This is a genomic window from Shigella sp. FC1544, from assembly GCF_001722145.1.
Classification (GTDB): domain Bacteria; phylum Pseudomonadota; class Gammaproteobacteria; order Enterobacterales; family Enterobacteriaceae; genus Escherichia; species Escherichia coli.
In genome coordinates this window covers 1-2,552 of sequence record NZ_MECT01000217.1, presented here as the reverse complement: position 1 = coordinate 2,552, position 2,552 = coordinate 1, and the positions used below count along the sequence as shown (strand labels likewise).

Below are 2,552 nucleotides of genomic sequence, written 5' to 3'. Positions count from 1 at the left end.
ACACCGTAAGAGCTGGAAAAACCGTGCAGAAGTGGAACTGGCCACACTCACGTGGGTGGACTGGTATAATAATCGACGATTGCTGGAAAGGCTGGGCCACATCCCTCCGGCAGAAGCAGAAAAAGCTTATTATGCTTCTATCGGAAACGATGATCTGGCAGCCTGAGTTCACAGATAAAACATTCTCCAGGAAACTTGGGGCGGTTCACGTCAGTATCAGACCATATTAATTGCTGAAACTGATAAACATCAAACCTTATAGAAGGGTGAATGCTGAAAGGGGGCTATGGTGATCGACGTGATGACAACGACAGGTAAGACCGTGACCTGATAAACCTGAATTGTGTCCTAGACATAAAGTCCGTGAAGGGAATAAGGCTCAGGTCAGCGAATCTTATAGTGGCCCGCAGCTCTGACTGCAATAAGGCCGGATACAGAGCAGCAACTACTCGTCGATGTCAGAACAACTGAAGCCTTGCAAACGGGGATGCGTTCATACAGGTACAATGATATCGTTAAAAAAAAACATTACGCTAATAATGTTCACCCTGTCATTACTGACAGGAAATCCTGCTATAGCGTATGAAACAGATAAAGTATATAAAATAACCGTTCTGCATACAAATGACCACCATGGACACTTTTGGCGTAACAATCATGGTGAGTACGGGTTATCCTCCCAAAAAACGCTGGTGGACAATATCCGGCAGAAAGTAATAAATAATGGCGGAAGTGTTCTATTATTATCTGGTGGTGATATTAACACCGGTGTACCTGAATCAGACCTTCAGAAGGCTGAACCCGATATTCGTGGAATGAATCTAATTGGTTATGATGCAATGGCCGTCGGTAATCATGAATTTGATAATCCTCTAAATATATTACGTCAGCAGGAAAAATGGGCCACATTTCCTTTCCTTTCTGCTAACATATATCAAAAAAGTACAGGGAGGCGTTTATTCAGTCCATGGAAAATTTTCATCCGTCAGAATTTGAAAATTGCAGTCATTGGCTTGACGACAGATGATACTGCGAAAACAGGAAATTCTGAATATTTTACTGATATTGAGTTCCGTCAACCTGCTGCTGAGGCGAGGAGTGTCATTGATGAACTTAATCAGCAGGAAAAGCCAGATATTATTATTGCGGCAACACATATGGGTCACTATGACAATGGCGAGTCAGGTTCGAATGCTCCTGGTGATGTTGAAATGGCTCGCAGTTTGCCGACTGGCTCATTAGCAATGATTGTGGGAGGACATTCACAAGCTCCTGTCTGCATGGCCAGCGATAATAAAAAACAGTGGAATTATATTCCGGGGACAACCTGTGTACCAGATAAACAAAATGGCATCTGGATTGTACAAGCGCATGAGTGGGGAAAATATGTCGGTCAGGCTGATTTTGAATTCTGTAACGGTACAATGAAACTGGTTAATTATCAGTTACACCCAGTTAATCTCAAAATGAGAATTACCAGAGAAGATGGAAAAACGGAATTTTCTTTTTACACCCCCGAAATTACTGAAGATCCACAGATGTTATCCTTACTGACACCATTCCAGAATAAAGGCAAAGCACAACTGGATGTGAAGGTTGGGGTTGTGAACGGACGTCTGGAAGGGGACAGAAGTAAAGTTCGTTTTGTTCAGACCAGTATGGGCCATCTGATTCTGAGCGCTCTGACAGAACGTATTGACGCAGATTTTGCTGTTGTCAGTGGTGGGGAAATTCGAGATTCCATAGAGAGTGGTAACATCACATACAAAGATATACTGAAAGTTCAGCCATTTGGTAATACGGTAGTAAGTATTGATTTGACGGGGAAAGAAGTAGCTGACTACCTAGCTACAGTGGCACAGATGAAACCGGATTCCGGAGCCTACCCACAATTTTTGAATACCAGCTTTGTAGTCAAAAAAGGAAAAATCGAAATGCTAAAAATAAAAGGTAAATCGGTTGACCTTAACAAAAAATATCGTATGACAACATTTAGCTTTAATGCTACTGGTGGGGATGGCTATCCACGTATTGATAATAGACCCGGATACATAAATACCGGATTTATTGATGCTGAAGTACTTATCGAATATATCCGGGAACATTCACCGCTGGATGCTGCTTCATATGAACCAAAAGGTGAAGTCAGTTGGCAGTGATAACGTAATTGACGATCATCACGTGTTTTTTGCTGACAGTCGCTGTGACTTTGTGAAAGTAGTCTCTGCGGATGTTTGCGATATGGGAATGCAGTTGCTGTATTTTGTGTTTCTGCTTCTGCCAGTTGTTGCTGAATTTAACCTTGCGGCTTAACTGATGTTGGAGCGCTGCCAGCTTCTTCGTCAATTTCGCTGATTAAAGTTTATTCATTATGGCATGATCTGCGTAAGCGGCTCGTCAGAACCGTATTGATATTTACTAAGAGCTCAGATCAACTTTCCAGGGCAACAGATCGCGGGTAATGCTGCCAACTTACTGATTTAGTGTATGATGGTGATTTTAAGGTGCTTGCGTGGCTTCCATTTCCATCAGATGTCCTTCCTGCTCCGCTA

1 protein-coding gene and 2 pseudogenes are annotated in these 2,552 nt (G+C 42.5%); 2 read left to right on the top strand and 1 reads right to left on the bottom strand.

Going from position 1 to position 2,552, the window contains the following annotated elements; genetic code table 11:
• Positions 1-166: pseudogene (locus tag BGK49_RS29380) on the top strand (IS3 family transposase); the annotation flags it as partial.
• 340 nt (positions 167-506) lie between these two features.
• Positions 507-2,159 (top strand): bifunctional UDP-sugar hydrolase/5'-nucleotidase UshA, encoded by a 1,653-nt coding sequence (gene ushA / locus BGK49_RS12140; RefSeq protein WP_046891837.1) that lies wholly within the window; start codon positions 507-509, stop codon positions 2,157-2,159.
• A 10-nt stretch (positions 2,160-2,169) separates the two neighbouring features.
• Here the strand turns inward: ushA and BGK49_RS26795 are convergent.
• Positions 2,170-2,349: pseudogene (locus BGK49_RS26795) on the bottom strand (transposase); the annotation flags it as partial.
• Between the last annotated feature and the right edge of the window lie 203 nt (positions 2,350-2,552).

What these genes read in the sequence shown, in the direction of transcription:
- ushA (WP_046891837.1), top strand. Translation starts at nt 507, where the DNA reads ATGATATCGTTAAAAAAAAACATTACGCTAATAATGTTCACCCTGTCA.